The sequence below is a fragment of the Deltaproteobacteria bacterium HGW-Deltaproteobacteria-18 genome, assembly GCA_002841885.1.
Classification (GTDB): domain Bacteria; phylum Desulfobacterota; class Desulfovibrionia; order Desulfovibrionales; family Desulfomicrobiaceae; genus Desulfomicrobium.
The window spans coordinates 52369-77164 of the sequence record PHBE01000004.1 but is presented as its reverse complement, the minus strand read 5'-3'; the positions used below and the strand labels follow the sequence as shown (position 1 = coordinate 77164).

Here is a 24796-nt window from a genome sequence, read left to right as displayed (position 1 = left end):
ACATAATATTTGCAAAGTATGGTCGAATTTTGGTGGTGAAGGTGAAATGTCACTAAATATTGGATAGTTATTTTTGTAGTGAGTGGTGGGCAGTGTACCCGGGCAGGCTTTTGTCTGGAGTGCAACGCAGGCGATCTGAATCACCGGATTGGACCGCTCTTTTTCTGGACGGGACCGGGGCCATCAGGTAGCGCGTTTCGGACGCGACCGTAGGCTGGCCGCCTGCTGGACCGTGCCGGGGGACCGGCGATGGACCGGATGGACGAGATGGACCGTGCCGGGGGGCTGCGGATGCTTTCGCCAAGGGAATTCATCCGCCTTTTAGCAATCGCAGAGTGTCCGGTTTAATAGGGGCAACTCCAAGGGCGTCCATATCGTCCATGAATGTCCATGCAGTCCACCCTGTCCATGGTTCTTGCCCTCTGCCTCCAAGGAGCAAACAATGATCTTCCCCCTGCCCAGGATCTGGGCGCATCGCGGAGCTCGCAGCGCGGCTCCCGAGAACACCATGGCCGCGGCCCGTGCCGCTCTGGCCCAGGGTGCGTTTGGCTGGGAACTGGACGTGCACATCACCCTTGATGGTGAAATCATCGTCACCCATGATCACGGCCTGCGCCGTGTGACGGATATTGCTCTTCGGCCGGACATGCCCGTGCGGGCGCGGCACGTGGTGAACCGCCTGACCCTGGCCCAGATTCGCTCCCTTGATGCCGGGAGCTGGTTCGTCCGGCGCGATCCCTTTGGCACTGTGGCGCGCGGAGAGATTGCGGCAGGGCAGTTGGCCTCCTTTGCCGGAGAATCCATCCCCACCCTGGCCGAGGCCCTGGACTGGACCCGTGAGAGTGGCCTGGCCGTGAACGTCGAAATCAAGGACATGCTCGGCGGTGATGATGACGGGCTGGTGCGCGAGGTTGTTCGACTGATCCGCGCATCGGGGATCGCGCAGCGGGTGCTGGTCTCCTCGTTCCGGCAGAATTCCTTGGAATTGTTCCGCAAACTGTGTCCGGAAGTGCCCGTGGGGCTGCTCCTGGACGAAAAGGCCATGGCCGCCTCCACGCAGGAGATCGTGGCGAGGCTGCAGAGCCTGGGGGCCGAGGCGGTGAACCCGTCCATCAAGGGGCTTTACCCGGGCCGCATCGCAGCCTTCCGCGAGGCCGGGTTCGAGGTCAACGTCTACACCGTGAATCGCGAGGAAGACATGCACCGGCTGGCCCGCGAGGGTGCGGCCGGAATAATCACCGACTTTCCGGCCCGGGCCCTCGCGGTGCTGGAAGCATTCAGGCAGGAGATGAAATGAAATTGATCAAGCGGCCCAGAGCCGTTTTCTGGGATATCGACGGCACGCTCATAACCACCGAGGAACTGCATTACGAAGTCATTCGCGACTGGTGCGCGGCCCGGGGCTACACCCTGACCGAGACCGCTAACGGCGAGTTGCTCGGCAAGACCATGCCGGAGAAATGGGCCATTCTGGAGAGCCGTCTGCCTGCAGGGCTCACCGAGGATGAATTCAGGGCGGATTGCGCCCGCGCCTACATGGCGGGGCTGCGGGCCGACATGATGCGCCCGGGTCCCGTGGCTGCGGTGAAGCGCCTGCATGAGCTGGGGATTCCGCAGGCGGCCGTGTCCAACGGCGAGGCCCCCGTCATCGAGGCCAATCTGCGCGTTCTGGGACTGTGGGATTTGATGGCGTTCACGGTCTGCGGCAACGATGTGCCCAGCGGCAAGCCCGCGCCGGACCCCTACCTTGAGGCCGCCAGACGGGCCGGGTGCGCACCGGGCGAGTGCATGGCCGTGGAGGATTCGACGGTGGGCGTGACCTCGGCTGCCAGTGGCGGGCTGATTACGGTCGCCTGGCCCGAAGTCATTCCGGGAGCCCACGTGGACATGCCCGGCGCGACTCTTGTGGTGCTGGACGATCCCCGCCGCTGCCGTTTTCAGCCTGCCAGATAATTTCTCGCCAGTTCCCGGAAGGAGCTGACCTCCTCCTCGACCCATTCCTTGCCCTGGTCCAGTTCCCGGGCCATGATTTCAGCCACGTCCCTGGCGATGACCATGCTCACGGCAGCGTCCAGGATGAGCGCCCGGGTGCGATGGCGCAGCACGTCGGACAGGGTCTGGGCCCATTCGCGGCGGACGGCCCAGACCACCTCGGCGCGCAGGTAGGGCAGCTTGTAGTGCAGTGGCTTGCCCAGTTCCGGGTCGCGGCGGATCATCTCGCGGATTTCCTCGATGTCGCTGCCGTAGACCGAGAGGTGGTCGCGGGGATCGAGCCCGTTCATCCAGCCGTGCAGGGGCAGGTTCTCGGTCTTGCAGGAGTGCGCGGGGAGGCCCGCGAAGCGCGCGGCCTGGGTCACCGTGTCTTCGCCCATCTTGCGGTACGTGGTCCACTTGCCGCCCGCGATGGTCACCAGTCCGCTCTGGGAGATGGTCAGGTGATGGTCGCGGGACAGTGATGACGTCTTGTCCTCGCCCTCGGCCCGAATCAGTGGCCGGATGCCCGCGAAGATGCTCAGGATGTCGCTGCGCTTCGGGTCGCGGGTCAGGTAGCGCCCGGCGTGTTCAAGCAGGAAGGCGATCTCCTCTTCCCTGGGCCGTGGTTCATAGTCCGGGGCGTCCAGGGCCACGTCCGTGGTCCCGACCAGCACGCGTCCGTGCCAGGGCACGAGGAAGATGACCCGGCCGTCGTCCGTGTGCGGGACCATGATGGCCGTGTCCCCGGGGGAGAAGGATTTGTCGAGCACCAGATGGATGCCCTGGGAAGGGGCGATCAGTTTTGGCGCATTCACGTCGTCCATGCGCAGGATGTCGTCGACGAAAACGCCGGTCGCGTTGATGACGGTCCTGGCCCGCAGCCGCCTGGTTTTGCCGGTCAGGGCGTCCCGGGCCTCCACACCGCTTATCAGGCCTTCTCCGTCCTTGAGGAGCGCGCTCACGCCCATGTGGTTGACCGGCAGCCCCCCCAGATCCTGCATGGTCTTGGCCAGGGTTATGGCCAGGCGGGAGTCGTCGAACTGGCCGTCATAGTAGATGACTCCTCCGCGCAGGTCCGTGGGTTCGAGGTTGGGGATCATGTTCAGGGTTTTCGAGCGCGACAGGATGCGCGAACGGCCAAAGCCCAGTTTTCCGGCCAGCATGTCGTAGAGTTTCAGGCCCACGCCGTAGAAGGGGCGCTCCCACCATTTGTAGTCCGGCACGACAAAGGCCTGGTTGTAGACCAGATGGGGCGCGTTTCGGAGCAGCACCCCCCGTTCGTGCAGGGCGTCCATGACCAGGGCCACGTTGCCCTGCTGCAGGTAGCGCACGCCGCCGTGCACCAGCTTGGTGGAGCGGCTGGACGTGCCCTGCGAGAAATCGTGCGCCTCCAGAAGCAGCGTCCTGTAGCCCCTCCCGGCCGCGTCCACGCCGCAGCCCAGGCCCGTGGCGCCGCCGCCGATGATGATCATGTCCCATGTGGTGTCGGTATCAAGCCGGTCAAGAATATCGGATCTGAACATGGCAGCCTCCAGGATGTTTTCGCTTGTGCGCACTTTCATATCACGGCACCGCCGGGAGGGCCAGAACGTTGGAGGCGTTGGCAAGGGTCTTGACCTCGGCGCCGGGGCTTCATAGTTGCTAGGCTCCCCTGCCTCAATAACGGAGACTTCATGACCCAGCCATCTGTCGGCAATGTTCGGTCCCGATCATTCACTTTTGCCCATCCACCGGCGCCCATGGTCCTGGACAGCGGGGTGGAGTTCGGACCCGTGTCCCTGGCCTACGAAACCTGCGGGACCCTGAACGCGGAGCGCTCCAACGCCGTGCTCATCTGCCATGCCCTGACCGGCGATGCCCATGTGGCCGGTTATCACGAAGGCGACGACAAGCCCGGCTGGTGGGAGCATTACGTAGGTCCAGGCAAGCCCATCGACACGGACCGCTATTTCGTCATCTGTTCCAATGTCATCGGCAGCTGCATGGGATCCTGCGGGCCGTCCTCCATCAATCCGGCCACGGGGCGTTACTGGGGCCTTGATTTCCCGCTGGTGACCATCCCCGACATGGTCCGCGCCCAGCGCGAGCTCATCCGGCATCTCGGCATCGACCATCTCCTGGCCGTGACTGGGGGGTCCTTGGGCGGCATGCAGACCCTGCAGTGGGCGGCCGCCTATCCGGAGATGATGGACGGCATCCTGGCCCTGGCCACGACCAGCCGCCATTCTCCCCAGGCCATCGCCTTCAACGAGGTGGCCCGGCAGTCCATCATGAGCGATCCCAACTGGAAGAACGGCGACTACTACGACGGCGTGCGCCCGGATCTGGGCCTGGCCGTGGCACGCATGATCGGGCACATCACCTACCTTTCGGACGAATCCATGCACGTGAAGTTCGGCCGCGAGCTGCGCAAGGGCTCTTTTGCCTTCAACTTCGAGGGTGATTTTCAGGTCGAGAGTTACCTGCACCATCAGGGCAGGAAGTTCGTGGAACGCTTCGACGCCAACGCCTTTCTCTATGTGACCAAGGCCGCGGACTATTTCGATCTCGACCTTGCGAGCCCGGACAGTCCTGCACGGCGCGCCCTGGCCGCGACGCAGGCGCGATTTCAGCTGGTGTCCTTCACTTCCGACTGGCTTTATCCGACCTATCAGAGCCGGCAGGTCGTCGATGTGCTCAAGGCTCTGGGCAAGGATGTGAGCTTCTGCGAGATAACCGCCCCTTGGGGACACGACGCGTTCCTGCTGCCGGACGAACGGCTGGAAACCGTTGTCAGGGGATTTTTGGGAGGATTGCATGGATGCTGAACAATGCCGGGAACTGCCGGTCCTGCGCTTCGACCTGCGCATAGTCGCCTCCTGGATCGAGCCGGGCAGCCGGGTGCTGGACCTTGGCTGCGCCGACGGGAAACTGCTGCGCGTGCTGCGGGACACCAAGGATGTTGCCGGGCTCGGCATCGAGCATGACGAGGACGAGGTGGTGTCCTGCATTGCCCAGGGCCTGTCCGTCATCCACGGCGACATCAACAGGGAGCTCGCCGGATTTCCCGACAACGCCTTCGACTATGTCGTGGTCTCCCAGACCCTGCAGCAGGCCTATGAACCGACGGCCCTTCTGCAGCAGCTGCTGCGGGTCGGCCGCCGGGGCATCGTCAGTTTTCCCAATTTCTGCTGTCTGCCGATCCGCTTGCAGATGGCCTTTTCGGGGCACGTGCCGGTCACGCCCGAGCTGCCCTACCAGTGGTACAACACGCCGAACATCCGGGTCTTGAGCCTGGAGGATTTCAGGGCCTATTCGCGGGCCGTGCCCTTTTCCATCATCCGCTCCCTGGCCGTGAACCCGGCGGCGGACGGCAGCGCGCGAGAAGTGCGCTTCTGGCCGAATCTATTGGCAACCTACGGCATTTTCATGATCACTGCCGCGTAGCATGCGGCGCGCCGGGCCCGGCCCGAAAAGGAGAAATTATGCAAAGATTTGAAACCAAGGCCCTGCACGGCGGCTACTCTCCGGATGCGACGGGCTCGCGCGCCGTCCCGGTGCACCGCACCTCGGCCTATCTGTTCAAGGATGCGGATCACGCCGCCGACCTCTTTGCCCTGCGCCAGATGGGCAACATCTACACCCGTCTGGGCGGTCCGACCCAGGATGTCCTGGAGACGCGCCTGGCCCAGCTCGAAGGCGGCAAGGCCGCTCTGGCCCTTGCTTCGGGTACGGCAGCCATCCATTATACGGTCATCAACATCTGCCGCCAGGGCGATGAGCTGGTCTCGTCCTCGACCCTTTACGGCGGCACGCACACCATGTTCGCTTCCATCCTGCCCGACGCCGGCATCACCACGCGCTTCGTGGACATCCATGACCTGGATGCCGTGCGCGCGGCCATAAACGAACGCACGCGGCTCATCTTCACCGAGGTCATCGGCAACCCGGCCCTGGACGTGGCCAACATCGAGGCCCTGGCCGCCATTGCCCACGAGCACGGATTACCGCTGGTGGTGGACGCGACCTTCACAACCCCCTATCTGTTCCGGCCGCTGGAATACGGGGCGGACATCGTCGTGCACTCGCTCACCAAATGGATCGGCGGGCACGGCACGGCCATCGGAGGGGCTGTCATCGACGGAGGCAGCTTCGACTGGACCAACCCCAAGTTCGCCCTCTACAATGAGCCGGATTCTTCCTACCACGGCATGCGTTACGCCCATGATCTCGGCGAGATGAATCATCTGGCCTTCATTCTGCGCATGCGCCTAGTGCCCCTTAGAAACCTCGGCGCGTGTCTCTCGCCGGACAACTGCTGGATCTTTCTGCAGGGCCTCGAAACCCTGGCCCTGCGCATGGAGCGGCACAGCGAGAACGCGCTGCAGGCGGCTGAATTTCTGGCCGCGCACCCGAAGGTTTCCTGGGTCCGCTATCCCGGCCTGCCGGGCGATCCTTCGTACGAGCTGGCCAGGACCATGTTTCCGCGCGGCTTCGGCGGCATGGTCGTTTTCGGGGTCAGGGGCGGGCTTGAGGCGGGACGGGATTTCATCGGCCGTCTGCGCATGGTTTCGCACCTGGCCAACGTCGGCGACGCCAAGAGCCTTGCGATCCATCCGGCCAGCACCACCCACTCCCAGCTCTCGGAAGAGGAACAGGTTGCAGGGGGCATCTCCCCGGATCTGGTCCGTTTTTCCGTCGGGATCGAGCACATCGACGACATCCTGGCGGATCTGGATCAGGCGCTGGAATGAGAGGGGGACATCGAAGGACTCCGGCCGGTCGCGATGGCATCCGGGGTCAAAAAGGCGAGTACATCTGACTTTCGTGTTTCTTTTTGACACAAATGCGGGATGAAATCTGTTCGATTTGGAAACAGAAAATGTCCGCACGCATGCCCTCCAATGCCGTGCATGATGCGCAGGATTGGCTGAAAAGCCTGACATTGGAACGTGTTGCGGAAGCCGTCTCCTTTTGGCCGCATTTTTGTATGGCCCAAGGGGGGGCTTTGTCCAAGAAGCTGTCCCACCCATGCAACATGGACTTTTAACCCAGAGGAGCCTTTCATGCCCAAGTACATCATCGAGCGCGAGATCCCCGGCGCGGGCAGCATGTCCGCCGAAACCCTGCAAGGCATTTCCAAACATTCCTGCGGAGTGCTGCAGGAGATGGGACCGTCCATCCAGTGGGTGGAGAGCTTCGTGACGCCGGACAAGATCTATTGCGTGTACATCGCGCCCAGCGAGGAGGCCGTGCGCGAGCATGCCACCAAGGGCGGCTTCCCGGCCAACAGCGTAAGCGAAGTCAAGACCATCATCGATCCGACCACTTCCGAAGGTTAGGCGCGGGACCAAACGAGAGTTTCAGGTAGCGGAAAAAAAGGGGCCTGCCGGTGTGATGCATCGGCAGGCCTTTTGTCGTTTTGTGAGCGGACTCGGCGTTAACGGATGAGCTGCAACAATCCCAGGGAGAGGGGTGGAAAGTTGCTGATCAGGAGGAGCGCCACAAGTTCGGCCAGAAAGAAGGGGATGATCCTGCGGCTGATGCGCTCAAGGGTGGTGCCGTATTCACGCACTATGCCCTGGGCCACGAACAGATTCACTGCCATTGGCGGCGTGATCATGCCGATGGAGGTGTTGACCACGATGATGATGCCCAGATGCAATGGGTCCAGACCGATGGTTTGAGCTATCGGCAACAGGATGGGAGCCATGAGCAGGATGATTGCCTGGGTCTCCAGAAATATTCCCAGGAAGAGCAACAGTACGTTGATCAGGGTCATGATCAGGAACGGTTCGCTGGTCAGGCCGAGCATGGTCGTGGCGATGAGTTGCGAGATGCGCCCCACGTTTATGAGCCAGGAAAAGGACTGCGATGTGGCGATGACGAAGAAGACTATGGCCGAACTGATGCTGGCCTTGACGATGACCGTGCGCAGGGTGGCCAAGTCCATCTCGCGGTAAACCAGGACGCTGACGAGCAGGCTGTAGGCCGTGGCCACGGCGCCGGCCTCCGTGGGCGTGAAAACGCCGCCGTAGATGCCGCCGAGAATGATGCCGGGCATGATCAGTGCCAGGCTCGCGTCGCCGAAGGCGGCCAGCACCTCGCGGCCGGAGACGGCGTTTTCCATGGGGATGTTCAGCCTGGCGGCCATGGCCCAGACACTGATGCAGAGCACCAGGGCCAGGAACAGTCCGGGTATGATGCCGGCCAGAAAGAGGTCGCCGATGGAAACACCGGCCACGACGCCGTAGGTGATCATGGGTATGGAGGGCGGAATGATGACGCCCAATGTGCCGCTGGCCGCACAGATGGCGGCAGCGAAATCCGCGGGGTATTTCTTCTTGATCATGGATGGGGCCATGATGCCGCCTATGGCAGCCACCGTGGCCGGGTTGGAGCCGCTGATGGCTCCGAAGAAAGCCGAGGCAACCACGGTGATGAGCCCCAGGCCTCCACGCAGGGATCCGACCAGGGTCGAGGCCAGGCGAACCAGTCGCCGCGAGATGCCGCCGTGCTCCATGATACCGCCGGCCAGCATGAAAAAGGGGATGGCCATGAAGGGGAAGGAGTCCACGGCCGTGAACATTCGTTGCCCGATGACGATGGGGTTGGTCGGCAGGCTGGTGACCAGCATGCCTGCGATGGAGGCGAAGCCTATGCATACGGCGATGGGCACGCCCAGACAGAGCAGTACGAAAAGCGTCAGAAACATTGCGAGGCCCATTTATGCCTCCTTTCCGGACTGTTTCCAGTCGATGACGAAGGCTTCGACAGCCCTCCACGCCATGAGCATCATGCCCAGGGGCACCGCTGCGTAAGGGATCCAGATGGGAATCCACAGGGATGGCGAGGTCTGTCCCGAAGACATCTGATTGGCGATGATCTTGGACAGAAACCAGGTGATGACGCCGCAGAAGGTCAGGACGATGAGCAGGCGCAGAATCTTGAAAAAGGCCACGGCGGCGGGATGGGTGAACTGGTCCGTGATGAAGGTCACCCCGATGTGCGCGCCGCGCTTCATGGCCAGGGACATGCCGATGTAGGCCAGGTAGACCATGATGTACCGGGCCAGTTCCTCGCCCCAGAACATGGAAAAGAGCCCCGTGTAGCGGGCCAGGGTGGCCAGCAGGACCACCACGACCATGGCCGGTAGCAGCACCAGCAGGGCGTATTCCTCTATGTTGTCCAAGATCTTGCGCACGCGGACCTCCTTGCTGCGGAAAAAAAGGGAGCGGCCGCGGGGCCGCTCCCCAGGATTACTTCTGTGCGTCGATGAGGCTCTGGATGGCGTCCTTGCCGAGAGTGCCTTCGAACTCCTTGTAAACAGAGGCTACGGCATCTTTCCAGACCTTCTTGTCGGGCTCGGTCACGTTCATGCCGCGGGACTTCAAGGTTTCGGCCAGCTTCATGTCCATCTCGCGGCTGTAATTGCGTTCCCAGTCGCGGGCTTCGGCAGCGGCTTCCATGAAGATCTTGCGTTGCGCGTCTGTCAGCTTCTCTTCCCACACGGTTTTGTTGATCAGCAGAATGGCCGGGGAATAGAAGTGGCCGGAGAGTGCCAGCTGGTTCTGGACTTCATAGAACTTGGAGGTCTCGATGATGACCAGCGGGTTTTCCTGGCCATCCACGGTCTTCTGCTGCAGGGCCGTGAACAGTTCGCCGAAGGGCATTGGAGTGGGGTATGCGCCCAGGGCACGGAAGGTAGCCAGATGCACCGGGTTTTCCATCAAACGGATCTTGAGACCCTTGGCGTCTTCAGGGTTGACCACGGGGCGCTGGGAGTTGGTGAGGTGACGAAAGCCGTTTTCCCAGATGGAAAGACCGACGATGTTCTGGCTCATCAGTGAACTCAGGATGCGCTGGCCTTCGGGACCATCCATCCAGGCATAGGCTTTTTCACGGTCCTGGATGATGAAGGGCAGGTCGAAGATCATGAAGTCCTTGGTGAAGTTGCCAAGGGGGCCCGTGGAGCTCAGAGTCATTTCCAAGGTGCCGAGGGACACGCCTTCCACGGCGTCACGCTCGGAGCCGAGCTGGGCGGAGTGGTAGATTTCGAGACCCAGGTCGCCGTTGGTGCGTTCCTTGAGCAGCTTGTCCAACATCTCCAAACCCTTGTAGTAGTGCGAAGACGGATCAAGGGTGATGGATACACGAAGCACCATTTTCTCGGCCTGAACGGGCGCTGCAAACAGAATGCAGACGATGGCCGCCAGGGCCCAACACATTGCCTTTTTCATCATGACTCCTCCGTGAAGTATCGCTTGACGCGGGGTTATATACGCCACACCCCGATATGGGGCGGACAAGACTCGCTTGCGGGGCGCTTTCAGCCCAGATTTCTTCGGAAACGCGGCGCGTAGAGGGTGGCCAGTCGAATGGCTTCCACCATGCTCACGCTGCTGGCCTGTCCTTTCCCCGCGATGTCGAAGGCCGTGCCGTGGTCCACGGACGTACGCAGGAAGGGCATGCCCAGGGTCAAGGAGATGGTTCGTTCGAAGTCGACCATCTTTGTCGCGATGTGCCCCTGGTCGTGGTACAGCGACAGAACCGCGTCCCACGCACCCTTGAGGGCGAAATGGAAGACGGAGTCGGCGGGGCGGGGGCCGTCCACTCGGTAGCCTTCGGCCTGAGCGCGGGCGATGGCCGGTTCCATTTCGCGGACTTCCTCGTCGCCGAAGAGGCCATGTTCGCCGCAGTGCGGGTTCAAGCCGGCCACGGCCAGGGACGGATCGTCCACTCCCAGTAGTTTCAGGGCGTCGGTGCAGCGCTTGATGTAGGAATAGAGGCGCTCCTGGGTCACGGCCTTGCAGGCGTCGGCCAGGGACAGGTGGCGGGTGAGAAAGAAAACGCGCAGGTCATGCACCTGGAACATGGTCAGGGGGTCGGTGCTGGCACTCAGGTCGGCCAGAATCTCGGTGTGGCCGATGTAGTCTATCTCGGCGGCCTTGAGGGCCTCTTTGTTGATGGGCGTCGTGGCCAGGGCGTCAACGCGTCCGTCCATGGCCAGTTTTACGGCCAGGGCGATGCAGTCGAAGGCTGCCTGTCCGCACATGGCCTGGACTTCGCCGTAGCGAAGTGCTGCAAGGTCAACGTTGTCCAGATGGATCAGATTGACAACTCCCTCACGGACGTCGTCGCAGGATTCGGCAATGCGGTTCAAGACCGGTTCGATGTTCATGAGCTTCGCAGCCTGGCGCAGGGTGGGCTCGTGGCCGATGACCACCAGGCGGGCATTTTCAAGGATGCCGGGAGAAACGGCAGCGGCCGCCACTATCTCGGGGCCGATACCGGCCGGGTCGCCCATGGGAACGCAAATGATTGGTTTCGACATTATATGACCTCTATGTGGTTGTGAGTTTGGTTCGGGTGGAAATCTTGGTCTTGAGGTAACGCACGCATTGCACAAGACTCTGGGTGTCCCCCACAAATCCGCCTTTGGTGACGATGGGCAGATCGTGGCAGGCTCCCTGGACCAGACGGCCGTATACGGCCAGGGGAAGCACCTCGTCGCGAACGCTGAAGCCGACAGCACCCAGTTGGCGGGCAACGGACAAGGTCACCTCTCCGCCGGAAGTGTACAGGCCGCCAATACGGGAATTCGGGTCACCCAGCAGGGTTGCGCTGATTTCGGCCAGACCGGAGTTGATGCGGCTTGATACTTCGTGCAGGGCCAGGCCGCTTTGCTCTGCGAGTTCGCCGAGCACATAGACGTCTTCGCGGCGTTCCACTGTATAAACGCCAAGGACTGGCGCCGTGCCGGCATGGTCGCGCAGGAAGCGGACGGCGCGGGAAATTTCTTTGGTTCGGGTCTCTTCGAGGACGAGCCTGCGGCAGTCGATGCGCGTCAGGGCGCATGACTCGGCCAGGCGCAGGGCCTCGATCTGGCGGCAGGTCGGGTCCGAGGCGCTGCCGATGGTCAGCAGCACGGCGTCCTCGAGCGTTCTTCTGACTCCTACTCCGCGTGCTTCGGCCAGCGCGGAAGTGAAGGGGCCCGGGTCTGCGGAGAGGATGGGAAAGTCGAGCCGGGTCAGGCCTGAGGCGATCGCAGCGATGTCGGCATCGGTCACGGCGTCTGCCACAATGATGCGTGCGCCGTTGTTGCGCCTGGCGCTGACTGCTGCGGCGATGGCATCCGGGCCGGCCATGACCGTGGAAAGGTCCAGGCGGTCGATGGGCAGGGTGGTCTGCTCGGCGATGATGGTCGCGGGAAGGGATGAGTGCACGGGTGTGGCCGGATCATTGGCGATGGCCGTCTTTTCCAGCGGCACGCCGTTGACGATGAGATAGCCGCCCACGGCTATGCGCCCGGAGGCCGGAAAGACCGGCACCACCACGGCCAGGGTCTCGTCGCCCATGACTTCGAGGGCCGCCTCGATTTCGGCTCCGACATTGCCGCGCAAGGTGCTGTCGATGCGTTTGCTGATCACTTTGGGCCGCATGGACATGAAGGTCGAAACCGCTGCGTGCACGGCTTCGCGGGCAGCGGAAGCCGGAATCAGGCGGCTGTCCGTGCTGATGCAGACCGCGTCGAACTCCGTGGAACTGCTGGACACGAAACCCTCAAGCCCCAGGCAGGTAATGACCTTGAGCCCCTTGCCGGCAAGCAGGGCACCCGTGGCATTTGCGCCGGTCAGGTCATCGGCGATGACGGCCACTTCACACATAGTTTCCTCCGCCTTCAGTTACCGGATCCGGGTTTCTCGCCTTCGGCCAGGCGCAGCTTCGCGCCGACGGCGCTGACGGCTTCGCGTTGTTCGCCGGACAGCTCCATGTCAGTGATGATGCAGGAAAAATCGGCCAGCCCGGCCACGCGCCAGGTGCTGCAAACTCCGTACTTGCTCGAATCGGCCAGCAGGACGCTCTGCCCGGCGCTGTTCATCATGCGTCGTTTGAGGTGTTGCTTGACGGCCGTGGTGGTGGCCACTCCGTGGGCGGCGTCCCAGACATTGGTGCCGATGAAGGCCTGGGTCGCGTTGACCGAGGCCAGGAAGGACATGGCTGCCTCGCCGACGTGGGCGCCGGTGATGCGTTCGACGAAGCCGCCCGTGGTATGCACGGTGACGGTGGGAGACTGGGACAGGACGAGGGCGATCTGCAGGTCGGTGGTGACGACGGTGAGGTGGCGGTTGCGTAGCAGGAAGGCAAGTTCGAGGGTGGTGGTTCCGGCGTCGAGGATGATGCAGCTGTTGTCCTCGACCATTTCCGCGGCGATCCTGGCGATGGCGCGCTTGGCTTTCAGGCAGGACACCTTCTTGCTCTCGTAGGGCAGGTCCTCGTGCAGGAAACTCGGAGGCACGGCCCCTCCGTGGGTGACCTGGATCCGGCGTTGCTCCTCCAAAAGACGCAGGTCGCGGCGTATGGTCATGGTCGATACGCCATATTGACGGGCCAGGGCCTCGGTGTTGGCGCTGCCCTGGGTCAGTATGTGTTCCAGGATGTGCTTGCGGCGATCGGCTGGCAACATGATTTTCTCAAATTTTTTATAGAATTGGTGTGCTTTTTTGTTTTGTTTTCAGATTAAGTCGATGCGGTCAATATGTTTTAAACAAAAAACAACATTATTCAAACAAAAAAACACATCAAATTGAAATCATGGAATCCTTCCATTCTGCGTGAGCTGCTGACCTGGCGGAAAGCTTCGAACCTGCCAATTTGCGAGAGTTCGACAATGGAGCAGGTGATTTTCTTTCATGGGGCATGCTCCTTGGAGAGCGTTTTGACTCGGATCCGGGTTGTGATCTGCTCATGCCCTGGCTTGCGGTGAGGTTTCGATCCGGGGATGGACGGGCGATGCGCTGCCGATGTAGGAGGCAATCATGAAGAAATCGTTGTTCCAGGAGGAAGCATGGGTTTGAAACGCGTAGGCATCCTGACGGGCGGGGGCGACTGCTCCGGTCTCAACGCCGTCATCCGGGCCGTGACCCGCACGGCCATCATCCAGTACGGCGCCGAGGTGGTGGGGCTCGAGGACGGTTTCGACGGCCTCGTCTTCGGTCGCACAATGCCGCTCACCACCCGCAATACCAAGGATATCCTGACCCTGGGCGGGACCATTCTCGGCACGACCAACAAGGGCAATCCCTTTGCCTACCGCGAGTTCGACGAGAAGGGAGAGATCATGACCCGCGATCTTTCGGGCCAGGCCATGGACACCTTTCGTTCCCTGGAGCTCGACTGCCTCTTTGTGGTCGGCGGCGAAGGCACCCTGGAGCTGGGGCACAAATTCCAGGAGATGGGCCTGCCCGTGGTCGGCATACCGAAGACCATCGACAACGATCTCTTTGGCACTGACTACACCTTTGGTTTCCAGACGGCCGTGCAGGTGGCCTGCGATGCCATGGACCGGCTGCACTCCACGGGCCGCAGCCACGACCGGGTCATGATTCTGGAGGTCATGGGCCGCAATGCCGGGTGGATCGCCCTGGAGGCGGGTCTGGCCGGGGGAGCGCACATCATCCTCATCCCCGAGATTCCATATGTCCTCGACAACGTGGTGACCAAAATCCGGCATCGGCTGCAGGGCGGCAGCCCCTTCAGCATCGTCATGGTGGCCGAGGGGGCCAGGGAGGAGGGCGGCGAGCGCATCACCCAGGGCACGGCCGCCACGCGTCTGCAGGGAGTGGAGCAGCTGGGCGGCATCGGCTTTCACCTGGCCAATCAGATTCGCGAGAGCATTCCGCTTGAGGTGCGGACCACGGTCCTGGGCCACATCCAGCGCGGCGGTTCGCCCACGGCCTTCGACCGGGTGCTCGGCACACGGCTCGGCGCGGCGGCCGTTGACGCGGCCGCGCGCGGCGAGTTCGGAACCATGGTCGCCCTCAAGACCCCGGACATCGTTCTGGTGCCCCTGGCCGAACTGGCCGGGATCTGCCGCACCGTACCCCTGGATCACCAGCTCATCCGCACGGCCGAGGCCACGGGCGTGAACCTCGGACGGGGTGCCATGTAAGCATTTCTTCCCACGTCCCGGGATTTTGCTGCAGGGTCGCGCACCCGACTCGCCCGGCCATGGAAACGGCCGGTGGAATTCTCAGGGCAGGACGTGGGGCGTATCGCCTTGCCGCCTGGGCTCTGCCCTTGTGTTCCGCCCTGCCATTACTGAGGTTCAGGTGACGTCCGTGTCCGGAAAACGGAAAGGCCCGCAGGATTTCCTCGGGCCTTTTTCATGCACAGTGACGGCCAGGCGATAGAGGGGAGGGTCAGTTCTTTCCCCCTTTCCCGTTGCCGCCCGCACTTCCTTCACCGCCACCGCCCGAGCTTCCTCCGCCGTTAGCACCCGAGCTCTCTGCGCCGTTTCCACCTTGGCCTCCTCCCTCGTTTCCGTCGGAGTCGCCACCCCCGCCATCTCCGGCGTTTCCGCCAGGCATGCCTCCCTGTTCGTCATCGCGTTTCGGTGAGGGATTATTCGGCATCGGCTCGTGCACGACCTTGTCGAGGGCCTTGTGCTTTTCTTCAGGCGGGAGACCCTGCCATGCCTTGCGCAGTTCCTGCTGCCGCGCTGCGGGGAGCCTGCGGAAGTCGTCCCAGGCTTCAAACAGCGTGTCGCGTTTTTCACGGGGAAGCGCACGGAAGCGTTCAAATCGCTCCATCGTCTCCTGTTTCTGCTCTTCGGTCATGGTTTCCCATTCCCGGAAGCGCTCTCGCGCCATGTCCCGCTGCTCCGGGGTCATGGACCTCCACATACGTGCGCCATGCAGCAGCCGCTCCTGCTGCTGCGTGTCGAGGCCGTCCCATTGCCCTGCGTGTCTGACGAGCACCTGCCTGTCCTCGGGCGCGAGTTCCGACCAGGGTGTGCCCTTTGAGAAGACGGCGGGCGGGGCCAGCATCAGGACAAGGAGTATCATGCCGATTGGCAGGTATGTTTTCATTGCGCATGCCTCTTGAGTGGTTCCGGGGCAAAGGCTTCGAGCATGGCCGGATCTGCGAACCGGGCATTGCCGACATCGAAGGTGGTCAGAAATTCCAGCAGGCCCGGCGGAGGGGCATCGCTCAGAGTCGCGTTCGTTCTCGCCTCGGATTGCCCGACGAATGCTTCCTGCGCCTTCCCCATGCCCAGAAGCAGGGCGACAGAGAGCAGCAGGCAGAGTTTCAGGGGATCATTTCCCGCGTTGTGTCTGTGCATACCAGGCAATGAACTCCAGGTTTCTGTAGAACTCGACATCCTGCGCCGAGGCCAGCAGTTCCAACCGTTCCAGGGGCGCGGACACGGCCATTCGTTCGTCCGCAGGGGGTTCGTGAAACATGAGAAACAGGGCCAGAAGGATTCCTCCCGCCGTTGCGTAGCGCACCGGTCGGCCTGAAAGGGCAATGAACTCCTGCAGCATCCGCATCCATCCCCTGCCGGAGGCCACGTCAAGCGACGTTCCCCGTATTTCCGCCAGACGCCGGCGTGTCCCCTCGTCGAGGGCGTCTACCGCTGCATCGAGGTGATCGCAGATCGTTTTGAGAATGGGATCGTCGTTCATGACCCGTGTCCTTCCAGGTGGGTTTTGAGCGTTGCGAGCGCCCTCGAGTAGTGCGTCTTCACCGAACCTTCAGAGCATCCCATGGCCAGGGCCGTTTCGGCCACGCTCAGGCCTTCCCAGGCGCGCAGAAGAAAAGACTGGCGCTGGCGAAGGGGCAGGTCTGTCAGGGAGGTGCGCAGTTTCTTCATGAAGATGTTCCTCGCGGCGCAGTCTTCGGCACTTGCTCCGTCGGGGTCCGGCAGTTGGCAGGACGATTCGTGACCGTGGTTGTTGTTGCTCGAGGCGCCGGGATTCAGGAACACGAGGATTCTGGATCTGACGAATTCGCGTCTGTGCCAGTCGATTATTTTGCTCTGCAACACCCTGTAGAAAAGGGGTTTCCATTCTTCTGCCGGTTTTTTCGAGTAATAATTGGCGAACCGTATCATCGCGTCCTGGACGACATCGAGAGCGTCCGCATCACATCGTGTTCCAAGCCGGGCCATGAAAAAGGCCCGGCCTTCGACGGTTGCGAGAAAGACGTCCAGGGGGTTCGAGTTTTTCGACATGCACAAGCTGTACAGACGCGCGCGGTTAGGTGCAACGCGGTTCCTGTTTTCGTCCGGTGATTTCCGGGATCAGACCCGGGCGGCCGAAGCCGCACGGGTCGTATCGCCTACTTGCCTCCGCCATTGCCTCCGCCATTGCCTCCGCCATTGCCTCCGCCATTGCCTCCGCCATTGCCTCCGCCATTGCCTCCGCCATTGCCTCCGCCATTGCTTCCGCCATTGTCTCCGCCGTTGCCTCCGCCGTTGCTTCCGCCATCGCCTCCGCCGTTTTTGCCGTCACAATCCTGGTCACGGTCACGATCCTGGTCGCGGTCACGATCCTGGTCACGGTCGCGATCCTGGTCACGGTCGCGATCCTGGTCTCGGTCAGCGTCTGTAACGCTGAGGTCGGTATCAAGGGCGACCGTTTTGTCGATCGGGCCGCGTCCTGGCACGATGCCTTCATCGCGAAGGGCGTCAAGTTCTCTCATGGTCATCACGCCATCGTCGAACGTTTCCAGGGTCGTTACGTCGAAGTCGGGATATTCCGCCTGGAACTCCGCGATGGAAATGACCCCGTCCTTGTTGGCATCCATGGGGCCTCTGCCAAGTCCGATGCCGAGATCGGAATGAGCGTCCTCCAGTTCGTTGCGGTCGACAAACCCGTCCACCGTGCCGAGATCAACGCTGGTTGGGTCCACATCAGGGAAGCCTGCGGAAAATTCGTTATAGGAAAGCACCCCGTCCAGGTTCGTGTCGAGGGTTTCCATGACTGTGGATATTCCGAGGCCTTGGGCTCCAGCCGCCGAAACCGGCGTTTGCTGGACTGTCCAGGACAGGAACGCGGCCGTGAGCACCAGAAAGAGGGTACTTTTTTGCATACTGCCTCCAGAAGGGTTGCGAACATAAGACGGATTCGAATCCACTGGTTCTTCCCTCTAAACGCGCCAGGAGCGAATCGGTTGACATGCGAGAACGAATTGTCTGGTGGATGGCGGTAACGTTCAGGCGTGATTGACGCACGGTGGCGCGCAGGAAGGCGTAGTGCCGCCGACGAGTTCGGGTTTGGCGCATGCCGGGCGAAACGTTAGGTGACTTTCTGGACGTCGGCTTGCTTTGTGGTATAGGCTGGGCATTCATCACAAAGGACGTGCCATGTCTGAATTCATACGTGAAATCCGCGTCAATCCCATCGTGCCCTCGGAGTCGGTGCTCATCGCCACGGCCCGCAGCCAGCGGCCGCGGAGCCGGGAGGCGCCGCTTGAGCATGACGCCCGGCCCTTCGCGGCGGAATGTCCGTTCTGCCCCGGCAACGAGGAACGCACCCCGGCGCAGATACTGGCGGCGCCGGACGTAGCGGATTGGCAGGTGCGCATCGTGGAGAACCTCTACCCCGTCCTCGGGGACGGGGAGATCCGGCCGGTGCTCAGCTTTGGCGTGCAGCAGGCCATCGACGGCTACGGTCGCCACGAAGTGGTCATCGATCACAACCTTCACGGGATCCGCCTGCACGAGATGAGCCCCGCACATCTGGCGCTGCTCTTCGGCGTGTACCGCGACCGCATGCGCCAGCTCTTTGAACGCGACCAACGCATCAGGTCCGTTCTGGTCTTCAAGAACTTCGGGCCGGCGGCGGGCGGGAGCATTCCGCACACCCACAGCCAGATCATCGCCACCCCCATGGTCCCGCAGAACATCCACGACGAGGTGCGCAGCAGCGCGGAGTACCACGCCAAGCACGGCCAGTGCATCTTCTGCACCCTCATCGATGAGGCCCTGACCTACGAGGCCACCATCTACGACCGGGTGTCGGGCGCCGTCCGGCGTTCGATCCATGTGGGCCAGTACGTGGTCGAGCGAGGGGAGCGATTCATCGCCATCAAGCCCTTCGCCAGCCGCTTCGAGTGGGAGATCCACATCCTGCCCCTGACCCACGCCCATGATTTCCGGCAGGCGGATGCGACGGATCTGGACGATCTGGCTCGTGTGCTTCAGCGGACCATGACCCGCCTGGACGCCGTGCTGGGCGGCGTGCAGTACAACTATTTCCTCCACTCGGCGCCCCGCGGAGGCGGGGCCGACGCGAGCGCGAGTTTCCACTGGCACCTGGAGATCTGTCCCCGCACCAGCATCCCGACGGGCTTCGAGCTGGGCTCGGGTCTGTTCGTCAACTCCCTCGCTCCGGAAGATGCCGCCCGCAGGCTGCGCGAAGTGGAGCTTCCCCACCCTCTTACGGAGAAATCATGATCGGCCAGAACGACCCCCGCGTCCTTTTCGCTGCGGAACGCACCCTCTTCGCCTGGAACAGGACGGGAATCTCCCTCATGGCCTTCGGCTTCGTGGTGGAGCGCTTCGGACTCTACCTGCAGCTGCTGGGTGTGCAGGGAGCGCTCGGGGCGCAGCGGCACCTGTCCTTCATCGGCGGCATCGGCTTCATCCTTCTCGGCGCCTTCATCGAGATATACTCCGTGCTGCAGCACAGGCATTTTTTGGCCACGTTGCACGAGATGGACATTCCCGCAGGATACAACACCAAAGCGGCCATGGTCATCAACGCGGTGGTGGGGGGGATGGGCGTTATGCTCTGCCTCTATCTCGTGCTCGGCATGCTCTGATCAATTGCGTTTCAGGCGGGTTTCACGACCGGCTGGGGACGTAGCCCGCTCAATTCGACGCCCCGGGTTCCATGGGAATCCGGGACGTTTTTCGTGTGTGGGAAGCGGCCGTGTCGCAGGCTGCCAGATACGATTTATGCGGTTTGCGTGCAGCCTTTCAGACCGGGAACTTCCTCACCAGATATTCCATGAACCGCGACTTGACCTGCTCGGTGGCCATGATCTGCTTCATGGGCGGCAGCTTCAGGATCACGCCCAGCACCGCGGCCAGGGCGCGGTGGTTCCAGAGCACCCGGTTGTCGAAGAAGAGGTGCTGGAGTTTGCCGCGCTCAATGGCCATGACCACGGTGCGGTGCACGGAGTTGAGCGGCGAGATGACCCGCTTCTCCCTGGATTTGAGGGACAGGGCCTGGTCCGGGCAGGCGCGTACGCACACTCCGCAGCCAAGGCAGATGTTCTCGTCCACGCGGGCTTTTTTGCGCTTGGGCTGGTGCGGGTCGTTGGCCGAGACCACGCCCATGGCCTCCACGGGGCAGGCGGCCGCGCACTTGCCGCAGCCGTTGCAGGCCTCCCCATCCACAACGGGCAGGAAGTTGGTGGTGTGTACGGGGTGGAGGCTGCCGAACTTGCGGGCCGCGATCATGGCCTCGCAGCAGCAGCCGCAGCAGTTGCAGATGAAGTTGACCCGCTCGCGCACGTTCTCCCCGAACTGCACCAGCCCGTGCTCCTGGGCCTGGTCCAGCAGGTCCAGGCATTCGCCGGTGTCCACCAGACGGGCGTGGCCGTGACGGGACAGGGAGGCGGCCGAGGTGTTGAAGGTCATGCAGATGTCCTTGGGGGCGTCGCAGTCACGGCCCATGTGCTCCATCTTGTGGCGGCAGTAGCAGGTGCTGATGGCGCGGTGGCTGGCCGTGCGGATGACCTCGCTGGCCCGCTCGTAGTCCAGCACATGCACGGCGTTCTCGCGCGAGAGCATGGGCTCCTGCACGAAGACGCGGCCGAGCTGGGTCTCGCCGTCGACGAAGAGGGCCTTGATGAAGTCTTCCTCGACGTTCAGGTACTGGTAGAACAGCTCGCCCAGCGCCTTCTGGTCGATGTCGCCGCGCGTGCGCATCATGGAAAATTCAAAGAAGCCCGCCATGGGCGGCGGCAGGACGTAGGTCGTGTTCCCGTCTTCCCCCTCGATATCCACGAGCATGGCCCGCCCGGCCAGGTCTTCGAGCAGATTTTGGGTCTGCACCGGGTCCATCTTCCAGATCTCTGAAGCCTTCCGGACGGTAAAAGGCTTGATGGGCAGCACGGCGATGAGTTCGGCTTCGCGTTCGGAAAAAAGGATTTTCAGGATTCTGTACAGGGACTCGGAGGGCGGGGCGCCCTGGGGGCAGCGGTTCAGTCGGTCGGTCAGTTCGGAATAGCCTGAACGGTGCGAATGGTGCGACATTTCTCCTCCTTTTTATTTTTTGGAGGAATCATAGGCCTGTCCGGGCTGTGAATAAAGGAAAAATGTGGCGATTGTGACCTTTTAATGTCCAAAATCCGCATGAAAAACGTTTGTCAGCGGATTTTCATGTCTGGTTCCCATCTCTTGTGATTTTGTCTTTTTTGTCATACAATTTACTCCATGCTTTCGAAATTATTTAAAATTATCCTCTTTTTGCTCCTTGCATGCCTGCCCTGCGAGGTAGGAGCGCAATCTTGCGACGAAGTGGTCTGGATGCATGCTGATTTCCCCCCTTTGCGCATCATGGACGGCCCGTATGCCGGCCAGGGTTTTTCGGACATGATCCATGAACTGATGGCCCGCGAAATGCCCGAATTCAGGCACGTCGTCGTCACCGCCAACCTGAGCCGAACCCTGAACTGGATGGAAAGCGGGCGGAACGTTCTGGCCGTGGGACTCATCCCGAACCCGCAGCGCGATCGGATCATGCAGTATTCCGTGCCCTGCGTCCTGGTGCCGCCGGTCAGTCTTGTGGTCAGGGCCGGGGAACAGGAAATCCTGGGCCGCGGAGGGCACGTCAGCCTGCGTGACTTCATCGCCCGCAAGCGTCTGGGCGTGGCCGCCAACAGGTCGTATGGCCCGGAGCTTGATTCCGTTCTGCTCTCGTCTCCCGACCTGTCCCGCGTAGTCGTCAGCCAGGGCTCGAATCTATTTGAAAGTCTGCTCGAGATGCTTCTTCTGGGACGGGTGGACGGGGTGCTCGCCTATCCTTTCGAGGCGGTGTACGGCGCGCGGATGAAGAACAAGGAGGATCTGATATCCATCGCTCCGCTGCGGGAGAGCATGGTGCCCTGGCGGGCTCGTATCGCCGCGCCCCGAACGACTTGGGGAACGGCCATGATCGAGCGCGTCAACGGGGTCCTGCTCGAGCATCGCGGCACGCCTGAATACAGGCAGGGCTTCGAGCGCTGGCTTACGCCCGGAATCATCGAGGATTACCGGGTCATGTACGATGATTTTTTGAGGTCCCGCTGAACGGGGCGTCTCCCAGGGATTTTTAATACCAGTATCCCCACCAGCCACCCCGGGGCCGTTGCCGGATTCGGATATGCGGAAACTCGGGCGGTTCGAAGGAATAACCGTCGGACCACGGGACGTGCAGGCTGTGCTGCAGGTCGAGCAGGCGCTGAACCCGTTCCCGGGTGGTGGGATGGGTGCGCAGCCATGACGGCTCGGGCAGCCCTTGTCCGGGAAGGAATATGCGACGCAGAAAGCCGCGTCCGATCCTTTCCAGCTTGACCAGGGCCGAGGCCATGCCTTGTGGGTCGTCAGTCAGTTGGGCCGCGGTCAGGTCCGCGTCGAATTCGCGGGTGCGGGAGAGCCCGAGCTGGGCGAGCAGGTTTACTTGCGGGGCCAGCGCCATCAGGATGAGCGGCCACCAGTGTATCTCGTCGCCGGTCAGGGCCTGGGGCAGGGACAGAAAGATGAGAATGAGGCCCACGAAGCTCATGGCCGAGGTGATGCGCGAAATGACGTCGGCCAGGCTCATGACAAAAAGATCGCCGTGGGCGATGTGCGCGGTCTCGTGGGCCAGGACGGCGACCAGTTCGCGCGGTGACATGGCGCGCAGCAAACCGTCGGTCACGGCGATGGCCGAGGCGTCGCGGCGGCCCACGGCAAAGGCGTTGACCATGGGGCTCGGCACCCACCACAGGGTAGGGGTGGACGGCAGATTCGCCCGCGCAGCCAGCACGGCCAGCGCCTGATGGTATTGAGGCGCCTGATCCACGGGCAGGGGGCGGGCTGCGTACATCCTGAGCACCCAGCGGGCCGAGAGCTGTGGCGAAAAGAGTAGCAGAAATGCGCCCCAGATAACGAGGAACCACAGTCCGTCGGCCCCCCAGAGCATCCAGCCGACAAAGCCTGCGTACCCGGTCATGAGGGCGAGGAGCAGCAGGGTCTGCAGGCGGTTCAGGTCGCGGTGGGAAGAGAAGCGTATCGGGTCGATGGCGGTGCGGTGCATGTCGTTTCCGGGTTCGGGGTTTCGGGTCGTCCGCTCAAAGGCCATCCTATAAGTATGCATTGGCCCGCGAACAAGGGGTGACCCGATTTCGAGCCATGTCGGGCCGCTTGCCGCCGCCGTCCCCCCGCTTGATCCTCCCCCGGAAGTTCTCAGAAACCCTGATCCATCGTGGCGACTCGGACGCGCGGAGCAAGGGCGTTCAGGGCGATGAGGTGGATCATCTCGCTGACGGTCGTGCAGCAGTCGGCCAGCACTGTGACCTCGTAGCGTTCAGCCGCCTTCGAGATCGCGGTGTGGGTGACGCAGTTCTGGGTCATCATGCCGCAGACGAACAGTTCGCGGGTTCCGTATCCGTCCAGGACCTCTTCCAGGTCGGTCCCGAGGAAGCTGTCGGCGAAGGTCTTGATCATCATGTTCGCGTTTTTTGCCGCGGCCAGGATAGCCGGATGCAGCTCCACACCCTGCGTCCCGGAGTTGAAGAACGGGGCTATGCCCTTGGAGCTGTCGGCTACATGCTGCACGAGAATGACCGGCACTCCTGCCGACCGGGCCTGTGTGATGGCTTCGAGGACGTTCGTCAGCGTTCCGTCGGTGTTCCAAAGCGGGAACGCGCCGCCGGGAAAGTAGTCGTTCTGCAGGTCGATGACGATGAGAGCCTTATTCGATGTGTTCATGGAGCCTCCTGGTTTTCGGCGCAACGACATCCGCCGCGCATGGAAGCAAGATAGTGGCGGGACGGGCTTGACGGAATGGTCGGTTTCGACAAACAAATTGTCCAAATCGACATTCGGGAGGGTGCCATGCGCGTTGGGATACTGGCTTACGATTCCTGTCTCGCCTCGGGGGTGCACGGGTTTTCCGATACCCTGGCCGTAGCCAATCTGATCATGGAGCGGGAGGTGTTCGGGACCACCGTGCTGAGCGCCGACGGCGGCCCGGTGCGCTGCTTCGCCGGCGCCGTCGTGAGGGCTGATGAGGCGCTCAGTGATGCGCTTCCGGGCGAAAGGCGGTGGGACATCGTCTACATCCCCCCAGCCTTCGGCCTGACGGAGCCGGATGCGTTGCTGACCGGGTGGCTCGGTGGGGCGCACGCTTCGGGTGCAGTGGTCTGCGGGGCATGCGCCGGAGTGTTCTTTCTGGCCGGGGCCGGCATTCTCCGGGGCCGACCGGCCACCACGCACTGGGGCCTTGCCCAGGCCTTCACGGCCCGTTTCCCGGATGTCCCCCTGGACACCGACCGCATGCTCGTGGACGGCGACGACTACGTCTGCGCCGGCGGGGTGACGGCCTATTTCGACCTGGCCCTGCACCTAGTGGCCCGCCACGCCTCGCCGGAAGCGGCCCTGTCCTGCGCCAGGACGCTGCTCCTCGACCCCGGCCGGGTGCGGCAGACGCCGTACATGAACCTTCTGCCGGCCGCCGCCGACAAGACCGTGGCCAAGGCCTGTCGCTGGCTGGAGGACAATCACGCCCGGCCCGTGCGCATGCGCGAGCTGGCCGAGGCCATGTTCCTTACAGAACGCACGCTGCTACGGCGTTTCCGCGGTTCCGTGGGGCGCACTCCGGTTCAGTACCTGCAGGCCGTGCGCATCGAGCGGGCCAAGCGGCTCCTGGCTACGGGCGGCGAGTCTGCGGACGAGATCGCCGCCATGGTGGGGTATGCCGACGCCACGGCCTTCTTCAAGGCCTTCCGGGAACTGACAGGCCTGACGCCGGGCGAGTACAGGCGGCGCTTCGGCATCGCCTCCCCGCAGTGACTCCGGGCCAGA

Annotated in this window: 26 protein-coding genes; 11 read left to right on the top strand and 15 right to left on the bottom strand. The window is 62.5% G+C overall.

Annotated elements, in window-relative coordinates; genetic code table 11:
- The first annotated feature begins 442 nt into the window (after nt 1-442).
- Nucleotides 443-1297 (top strand): glycerophosphodiester phosphodiesterase, encoded by an 855-nt coding sequence (locus CVU60_04755; protein ID PKN42674.1) that lies wholly within the window; start codon nt 443-445, stop codon nt 1295-1297.
- Nucleotides 1294-1953, top strand: coding sequence for an HAD family phosphatase (locus CVU60_04750; protein PKN42673.1), 660 nt, complete (start codon nt 1294-1296; stop codon nt 1951-1953). Before CVU60_04755 ends, CVU60_04750 begins: the two co-directional genes overlap by 4 nt.
- Here CVU60_04750 and CVU60_04745 read toward each other — a convergent pair.
- Nucleotides 1938-3497 (bottom strand): FAD-dependent oxidoreductase, encoded by a 1560-nt coding sequence (locus CVU60_04745; protein ID PKN42820.1) that lies wholly within the window; start codon nt 3495-3497, stop codon nt 1938-1940. The two genes, CVU60_04750 and CVU60_04745, sit on opposite strands and share 16 nt — an antisense overlap.
- 150 nt (nt 3498-3647) lie before the next feature.
- Here CVU60_04745 and CVU60_04740 point away from each other — a divergent pair, with 150 nt between their 5' ends.
- The 4 genes from CVU60_04740 (at nt 3648) to CVU60_04725 (ending at nt 7295) form a co-directional block, all read left to right on the top strand.
- Entirely contained in the window at nt 3648-4781 is a 1134-nt protein-coding gene (locus tag CVU60_04740) for a homoserine O-acetyltransferase (GenBank protein ID PKN42672.1), read from the top strand.
- A 22-nt stretch (nt 4782-4803) separates the two neighbouring features.
- Entirely contained in the window at nt 4804-5400 is a 597-nt protein-coding gene (gene metW / locus CVU60_04735; GenBank protein PKN42819.1) for a methionine biosynthesis protein MetW, read from the top strand.
- A 38-nt stretch (nt 5401-5438) separates the two neighbouring features.
- Nucleotides 5439-6707 carry an O-acetylhomoserine aminocarboxypropyltransferase gene (locus CVU60_04730; GenBank protein ID PKN42671.1) on the top strand — a complete coding sequence of 423 codons (1269 nt, stop codon included), beginning with the start codon at nt 5439-5441 and terminating at the stop codon, nt 6705-6707.
- A 312-nt stretch (nt 6708-7019) separates the two neighbouring features.
- On the top strand, nt 7020-7295 hold the full coding sequence (locus CVU60_04725; GenBank protein ID PKN42670.1) for a DUF4242 domain-containing protein: 276 nt from the start codon (nt 7020-7022) through the stop codon (nt 7293-7295).
- Between the two features lie 98 nt (nt 7296-7393).
- Here CVU60_04725 and CVU60_04720 read toward each other — a convergent pair whose 3' ends face one another.
- From CVU60_04720 to CVU60_04695, 6 genes are all read right to left on the bottom strand, one after another.
- A complete protein-coding gene (locus CVU60_04720; protein ID PKN42669.1) occupies nt 7394-8680 on the bottom strand; it encodes a C4-dicarboxylate ABC transporter permease in 1287 nt (428 codons plus the stop codon).
- Nucleotides 8681-9157, bottom strand: coding sequence for a hypothetical protein (locus tag CVU60_04715; protein PKN42668.1), 477 nt, complete (start codon nt 9155-9157; stop codon nt 8681-8683).
- Between the two features lie 55 nt (nt 9158-9212).
- The gene (locus CVU60_04710; protein PKN42667.1) at nt 9213-10196 is read right to left on the bottom strand and encodes a C4-dicarboxylate ABC transporter substrate-binding protein; all 984 of its coding nucleotides are present in this window, start codon (nt 10194-10196) and stop codon (nt 9213-9215) included.
- A gap of 86 nt (nt 10197-10282) precedes the next feature.
- Nucleotides 10283-11287 carry a 4-hydroxythreonine-4-phosphate dehydrogenase PdxA gene (locus tag CVU60_04705; GenBank protein PKN42666.1) on the bottom strand — a complete coding sequence of 335 codons (1005 nt, stop codon included), beginning with the start codon at nt 11285-11287 and terminating at the stop codon, nt 10283-10285.
- 10 nt (nt 11288-11297) lie between these two features.
- A complete protein-coding gene (locus tag CVU60_04700; protein PKN42665.1) occupies nt 11298-12620 on the bottom strand; it encodes a serine kinase in 1323 nt (440 codons plus the stop codon).
- Nucleotides 12621-12634: 14 nt separating this feature from the next.
- Nucleotides 12635-13420 (bottom strand): DeoR/GlpR transcriptional regulator, encoded by a 786-nt coding sequence (locus CVU60_04695; GenBank protein ID PKN42664.1) that lies wholly within the window; start codon nt 13418-13420, stop codon nt 12635-12637.
- A gap of 381 nt (nt 13421-13801) precedes the next feature.
- Here CVU60_04695 and CVU60_04690 point away from each other — a divergent pair, with 381 nt between their 5' ends.
- Nucleotides 13802-14905, top strand: a complete 1104-nt coding sequence (locus CVU60_04690; protein ID PKN42663.1) for a 6-phosphofructokinase — start codon at nt 13802-13804, stop codon at nt 14903-14905.
- A 250-nt stretch (nt 14906-15155) separates the two neighbouring features.
- Here the strand turns inward: CVU60_04690 and CVU60_04685 are convergent, their stop codons facing one another.
- The 5 genes from CVU60_04685 to CVU60_04665 form a co-directional block, all read right to left on the bottom strand.
- On the bottom strand, nt 15156-15824 hold the full coding sequence (locus CVU60_04685; protein ID PKN42662.1) for a hypothetical protein: 669 nt from the start codon (nt 15822-15824) through the stop codon (nt 15156-15158).
- The gene (locus tag CVU60_04680) at nt 15821-16078 is read right to left on the bottom strand and encodes a hypothetical protein (protein PKN42661.1); all 258 of its coding nucleotides are present in this window, start codon (nt 16076-16078) and stop codon (nt 15821-15823) included. The genes CVU60_04685 and CVU60_04680 overlap by 4 nt, the downstream gene beginning before the upstream one ends.
- Complete coding sequence (locus CVU60_04675; protein PKN42660.1) at nt 16053-16421, bottom strand: hypothetical protein; 369 nt, start codon at nt 16419-16421, stop codon at nt 16053-16055. Before CVU60_04675 ends, CVU60_04680 begins: the two co-directional genes overlap by 26 nt.
- Nucleotides 16418-16969 carry an RNA polymerase sigma factor gene (locus CVU60_04670; protein ID PKN42818.1) on the bottom strand — a complete coding sequence of 184 codons (552 nt, stop codon included), beginning with the start codon at nt 16967-16969 and terminating at the stop codon, nt 16418-16420. Before CVU60_04670 ends, CVU60_04675 begins: the two co-directional genes overlap by 4 nt.
- 107 nt (nt 16970-17076) lie before the next feature.
- Complete coding sequence (locus CVU60_04665) at nt 17077-17829, bottom strand: hypothetical protein (protein PKN42659.1); 753 nt, start codon at nt 17827-17829, stop codon at nt 17077-17079.
- Between the two features lie 274 nt (nt 17830-18103).
- On the opposite strand from CVU60_04665, the gene CVU60_04660 reads away from it, so the two are divergent.
- Both CVU60_04660 and CVU60_04655 read left to right on the top strand, forming a co-directional pair.
- Nucleotides 18104-19195, top strand: a complete 1092-nt coding sequence (locus CVU60_04660; protein PKN42658.1) for a DUF4931 domain-containing protein — start codon at nt 18104-18106, stop codon at nt 19193-19195.
- Nucleotides 19192-19563, top strand: a complete 372-nt coding sequence (locus tag CVU60_04655; GenBank protein ID PKN42657.1) for a hypothetical protein — start codon at nt 19192-19194, stop codon at nt 19561-19563. Before CVU60_04660 ends, CVU60_04655 begins: the two co-directional genes overlap by 4 nt.
- 157 nt (nt 19564-19720) lie before the next feature.
- On the opposite strand, the gene CVU60_04650 is transcribed toward CVU60_04655, so the two are convergent.
- Nucleotides 19721-21004, bottom strand: a complete 1284-nt coding sequence (locus CVU60_04650) for a (Fe-S)-binding protein (GenBank protein ID PKN42656.1) — start codon at nt 21002-21004, stop codon at nt 19721-19723.
- Nucleotides 21005-21184: 180 nt separating this feature from the next.
- On the opposite strand from CVU60_04650, the gene CVU60_04645 reads away from it, so the two are divergent.
- Entirely contained in the window at nt 21185-22039 is an 855-nt protein-coding gene (locus tag CVU60_04645) for a hypothetical protein (GenBank protein PKN42655.1), read from the top strand.
- A 22-nt stretch (nt 22040-22061) separates the two neighbouring features.
- Here the strand turns inward: CVU60_04645 and CVU60_04640 are convergent, their stop codons facing one another.
- Nucleotides 22062-23027 carry a hypothetical protein gene (locus tag CVU60_04640; GenBank protein PKN42654.1) on the bottom strand — a complete coding sequence of 322 codons (966 nt, stop codon included), beginning with the start codon at nt 23025-23027 and terminating at the stop codon, nt 22062-22064.
- Nucleotides 23028-23176: 149 nt separating this feature from the next.
- A complete protein-coding gene (locus CVU60_04635) occupies nt 23177-23701 on the bottom strand; it encodes a cysteine hydrolase (GenBank protein ID PKN42653.1) in 525 nt (174 codons plus the stop codon).
- A 75-nt stretch (nt 23702-23776) separates the two neighbouring features.
- Between CVU60_04635 and CVU60_04630 the strand changes: the two genes are divergently transcribed.
- On the top strand, nt 23777-24784 hold the full coding sequence (locus CVU60_04630) for an AraC family transcriptional regulator (GenBank protein PKN42652.1): 1008 nt from the start codon (nt 23777-23779) through the stop codon (nt 24782-24784).
- Nucleotides 24785-24796 lie beyond the last annotated feature (12 nt).